This is a genomic window from Deinococcus pimensis DSM 21231, assembly GCF_000519345.1.
GTDB classification, from domain to species: Bacteria; Deinococcota; Deinococci; order Deinococcales; family Deinococcaceae; genus Deinococcus_A; species Deinococcus_A pimensis.
This window is the reverse complement of sequence record NZ_KI912638.1, coordinates 12,877-18,026: the sequence shown is the minus strand read 5'-3', so window position 1 is coordinate 18,026 and position 5,150 is coordinate 12,877. Positions and strand designations below refer to the sequence as shown.

The 5,150-nt window shown below is 71.7% G+C and carries 4 protein-coding genes; 3 read left to right on the top strand and 1 reads right to left on the bottom strand.

Annotation, left to right across the window (positions count from 1 at the left end; translation table 11 throughout):
* Both DEIPI_RS30080 and DEIPI_RS41350 read left to right on the top strand, forming a co-directional pair.
* Positions 1-1,861: DNA translocase FtsK (locus tag DEIPI_RS30080; protein WP_245588543.1), on the top strand; the 1,861-nt coding region annotated here is incomplete at its 5' end.
* Positions 1,862-2,041: 180 nt separating this feature from the next.
* On the top strand, positions 2,042-3,295 hold the full coding sequence (locus tag DEIPI_RS41350) for a fasciclin domain-containing protein (RefSeq protein ID WP_084474180.1): 1,254 nt from the start codon (positions 2,042-2,044) through the stop codon (positions 3,293-3,295).
* A 46-nt stretch (positions 3,296-3,341) separates the two neighbouring features.
* Here the strand turns inward: DEIPI_RS41350 and DEIPI_RS0110245 are convergent, their stop codons facing one another.
* Complete coding sequence (locus DEIPI_RS0110245) at positions 3,342-4,304, bottom strand: metallophosphoesterase family protein (protein WP_084474178.1); 963 nt, start codon at positions 4,302-4,304, stop codon at positions 3,342-3,344.
* A 31-nt stretch (positions 4,305-4,335) separates the two neighbouring features.
* On the opposite strand from DEIPI_RS0110245, the gene cysK reads away from it, so the two are divergent.
* Positions 4,336-5,150: cysteine synthase A (gene cysK / locus DEIPI_RS0110240; RefSeq protein WP_027481722.1), on the top strand; the 815-nt coding region annotated here is incomplete at its 3' end.

The window sequence follows — 5,150 nt, the reverse complement described above, 5'->3', positions numbered from 1 at the left end:
CCCCGTGAGCGCGGTCGTGCCCACGACGACCACCGCGACCGGGGAGCTCAGCCCGGCGCCCGCCCCGGAGACCACGCCCGAACCCGTGACGTTCACGTCGCCGTACCGCACGGCCGCCACGCTCCCCTGGGACGCCGAGGACGAGGACGCCGCCGAGGCGGTCCACGTCTCGCCATCCACGATCGCGGTGAGCGCCCACGACGGTGACGCTCCCCTCGACGACTTCGAGGAGGCCGACGATCCCTTCCGGCCCGCCGCCCGCGCCGAAACGAGGCCCGCTCCGTCCACGCCGCCCGTCACGCCCGTCCCGGCCCCCGCGCGTCCCGCCGCGCCGCCCGCCGCCGTGAGCGTCCGTCCGCAGGAGCGCGTCCGCGTGGAGCCCACGCCGCCCGCCGCTCAGGGCGCGATCGACATCGCCGTGCCCACGCTCGCGATGCTCGACCCCATCCCCGCCGCCGCGCTGAACACCGCGTCGCTCGACACCATGGCGCGCGCCCGCGCCGACCTCATCAACCAGACGCTCGCGCACTTCAACCTGCAGGCGAAGGTCGTGGACTACGCGCGCGGCCCCACCGTCACGCGCTACGAGATCGAGCCCGCCCCGGGCGAGAAGATCAGCCGCATCGCGTCCCTGTCGAACGACCTCGCGCGCGCCCTCGCGGTGGGCGGTGTGCGTGTCGAGGCGCCCGTGCCCGGCAAGAGCGTCATCGGCCTGGAGGTCCCCAACGCCGAACGCGAGCCCATCACCTTCCACGCGGCGGCGGCGCACCCGTCGTTCGTGAACGCTCGCGCGAAGCTCCCCATCATCCTCGGCAAGAGCATCGACGGCGAGATGATGGTCGGGGACCTCGCGAAGATGCCGCACCTGCTCATCGCGGGCTCCACCGGCTCGGGCAAGTCCGTGTGCGTGAACACGCTCGTCGCGAGCCTGCTCTACCGCTACCTCCCGACGGAGCTGCGCTTCCTGATGATCGACCCGAAGATGGTGGAGCTCACGCCCTACGACGGCATCCCGCACCTCGTCCGGAACGTCATCACGAACCCGGCGGACGCGGCGGGCGTGCTGCTCGGCGCGGTCGCGCACATGGAGCGCCGCTACAAGATGATGAGTCAGGTCGGCGCGAAGAACCTCGAGCAGTTCAACGCGAAGATGCGCCAGATCCAGGAGCCCGAGTTGCCGCACCTCGTGATCATCATCGACGAGCTCGCCGACCTCATGATCACCGCGCCGAAGGAGGTGGAGAGCGCCATCATGCGGCTCGCGCAGATGGCGCGCGCGACGGGCATGCACCTCGTGCTGGCCACGCAGCGGCCCTCGGTGGACATCCTGACGTCCCTCATCAAGGTGAACGTGCCCGCCCGCATCGCGTTCGCGGTGTCCAGCAGTCACGACTCCCGCACGATCCTCGACGCGGTCGGCGCGGAGCGCCTCACCGGCATGGGCGACATGCTGTTCTACCAGCCGGGCCTCGTGAAGCCCATGCGCCTGCAGGGGCCGTACATCAGCGAGAACGAATCGGTACGCATCACGGACTACCTGCGCCGTCAGGTCTTCGACGACTGGTTCGGGGAGTCCTACGGCACGGACTTCGAGGGTCTCGTGAGCGCGGACGGCCCGAAGGCGAACGGCAAGGACGTGGACTTCAGCGATCCCTTCCTGCGGCAGGCCGCCGAGATCTGCATCGAGGAAGGTCAGGGCAGCGTGTCGCGCCTGCAGCGCCGCCTGTCCGTCGGGCACGCCCGCGCGGGCAAGCTGATGGACATGCTCGAGGCGATGGGCGTCGTCAGCAAGCATCAGGGCAGCAAGCCGCGCGACGTGCTGATCACGCGTGAGGACCTGCCGGAGTACTTCGGACGCTGACCCCGTGACGTGAGAGGAGGGCGGCCCGCGTGGGCCGCCCTCCTCTCCTCTTCCCTGCTCTTCCCCGCGCCGTCACTGTGGTCGGCGCGACTTCCTAAGGCGATCCTCAAGACGGATGAGGATTCTCCGAGCAGACGCGCGAGATCGTCAGGCTAAGATCGGCGCGAAAGGGAGTGCATCATGAGTGATTCACGTGCGAGAACGTCCGTCCTCGTCGCCGTCACGTCCGCCCTGCTGATCGGAGGGGCCGCGTCCGCCCTCGGTGGGGGCGGCGCGCCCGTCACGAGCGCCACGCCCGCGCCCGCCGCGAACTGCCGCAGCATCGCGGACCTCGTCGCGAGCGACCCGAACTTCAGCACGCTGGGCACGGCCCTCAACGCGGCGGGCCTGACGAACACCTTCCGGGGTGCGGGCCCCTTCACGGTGTTCGCGCCGACGAACGCGGCCTTCGCGAAACTCCCGGCGGGCACGCTGACGGCCCTCGTGAACAACAAGGCGGCCCTCACGAGCGTGCTGCAGTACCACGTGGTGCGCGGCCGCGTCACGGCCGCGCAGGCGGCGAGGCTCGACTCCGCCACGACGCTCGGCGGGGAGCTCCTCACGATCAGCCGTCCCGGCACGATGCTGATGGTGAACGACGCGACCGTCACGCGCGCCGACGTCACGGCCTGCAACGGGATCGTGCACGTCATCGACACGGTGCTCGTGCCACCGAACGTGGACGTCACGACCCTGACGGGCGCGGCGCCCGCCGCGACCACCCAGAGCAGCACGACGAGCACCACCTCGACCGCGTCCTCCACGACGACCGCGCAGACGGGCACGCCGGGCATCACCGCCGCGCAGATCCCGGCGCGGCCCATCACGCCCGCGACGAGCACCACGACCACGCAGAGCACGACGGGCACGACCTCGGGCGCGGCGTCCGGCACGACCACCACGACGGACACGCAGGCGGGCGCCGGCACGACCGGCACCGCCACCGGGACCGCCGCGACCACCACGACGACCGCGACGACCTCCACCACGACCATCGCGCAGATCGTCGCGACCGACCCGCGCTTCTCCACGCTGCTCGCGGCGCTGAACGCGGCGGGCCTCGTGGAGACCCTGAACGGCGCCGGGCCCTTCACGGTGTTCGCGCCCACCAACGACGCGTTCGCGAAGATTCCCGCCGCGGACCTGCAGGCCCTGCTGGCCGACAAGGCGGCCCTCACGCGCGTCCTGACGTACCACGTCGTGGCGGGCGCGCAGACCGCCGCGCAGGTCACGGCGAGCCCCACCCTCACGACCGTCGCGGGTCCCACCGTGGCCGTCACGGTGGACGGTTCCACCGTGAAGGTCGGCGGCGCGACCGTCACGCAGGCCGACGTGACGGCCTCCAACGGCGTGATCCACGTCATCGACACCGTGCTGATGCCCCCCGCGCAGTAACGGGAGGAGGAACGGGGCGCGCTCGCGGGAGCGCGCCCCTTCCGTGTCAGCCCGGCACGAGGAACGCGGGCGCGACGTCACGCTCGAACTCCGCCCACGCGGCCCATTCGCGCGGGCGCGCCTGCGTCTCCGTCCACTCCCAGAAGCGCGCGTACAGCGGGTAGGCCGTCTTGAGCTCCTCGCGGAAGATGTGCGCGCTGAGGTTGCCCGCCCGCAGCAGGCCGCTCGTCTCGTAGCGCCGCAGGATGTCGGACAGGTCGTAGGGCACGTGACGGATCCGGGGGACCCAGGCGCCGCGCACGAGGTCGAGGAGGAGGTACTGGGCGCGCACGTCCCGGTTGAAGGGCGCGCCGACCGCGCCGCTGTTCACGAGGAGGCCCTCCGGGCGTTCCCACAGGCCGGGCACGTGCGTGTGCGAGCCTACGAGGACGTGCGCGCCGCTCGCCTCGAGCAGGGCGCTCATGCGTTCCGGGGCCATGCGTCTGCCCACACCCTCGCGGTAGTGATCGGGCGTGCCGTGCGCGAACACCACCACGGGCGCGCCGGGCTCCTCGATCCGGTGGGTCATCGGCCACCCGTCGAGGACGCCCAGCAGGTCCGCCTCGTGCAGTTGCCGCGCGCACCACGTGAACGAGTCGAAGAAGGGGTCCGCGAACCACTCGCCGGGAATCTCGGGGTCGCGGTCCCACCACAGCCGCATGAGGGCGTCGTGGTTGCCGAGCGTGAAGTCCACCCGCTCGTCGAGCCCCAGCAGGGTCCGCGTGACCTCCACGCCGTCGGGGCCGCGGTTGACGACGTCGCCGTTCACGACCACGCGGTCCGCGCCGAGCGCCCGGACGTCCGCGAGGACGGCGTCCAGCGCGGGGCCGTTCCCGTGGACGTCCGAGAGCACGGCGACGCGCAGGTCCACGTCCCTCGGCTCGTGGTGAGCCGGGTTCGACTTCGATCGCCCGTCATGCGCGCGCACCGCCGCGTCGGAACTCGGCGTGATCGTCTCTTCGGGGTGCATGTGGTGATTGTAGATGCTCTAGGATCGTCTGATGATCGAGCGGCACATTGGCCACACCCCCGTCGTGAAGCTGGAACGTGTCGTGGAGCCCGGCATGGCGGACGTGTTCGTGAAGGTGGAGGGGCAGAACCCGGGGGGGAGCATCAAGGACCGCACGGCCCTCGGGATGGTCGAGGACGCCGAGCGGCGCGGCCTCCTGAAGCCCGGCGGGACCATCGTGGAGCCCACGTCCGGCAACACCGGCATCGGGCTGGCGCAGGTCGCGGCGGCGCGCGGCTACCGCCTCGTCCTGTGCATGCCCGCGCAGATGAGCGAGGAACGCAAGCGCACGCTGCGCGCGTACGGCGCGGAGCTCGTCCTGACGGACCCCGAGCGGCGCATGCTCGCCGCGATCGAGGAGGCGCAGCGCATCTCCCTGGAGACGGGCGCGTGGATGCCGAACCAGTTCGCGAACCCCGCGAACCCGGCGGTGCACGAGGCCACCACGGGCCCCGAGCTGTGGGAACAGCTCGATGGCCGCGTGGACGCCTTCGTGTACGGGAGCGGCACGGGCGGCACCATCACGGGCGTGGGGCGCTTCCTGCGCCGTCACAACCCGGACGTGCGCATCTACGCGGTGGAGCCCGCGCGCAGTAACGTCCTGTCGGGCGGGGAGCGCGGCGAGCACGGCTTCCAGGGGATGGGGCCGGGCTTCATTCCGGACAACCTCGACCGCTCCCTCATCGACGAGGTGATCCAGGTGTGGGAGGAGGACGCCTTCCCGCTCGCGCGGCGCGCGGCGCGCGAGGAGGGCCTGTTCGTGGGGATGAGCAGCGGCGGCATCCTGTGGGGCGCGCTGCAGGTGGC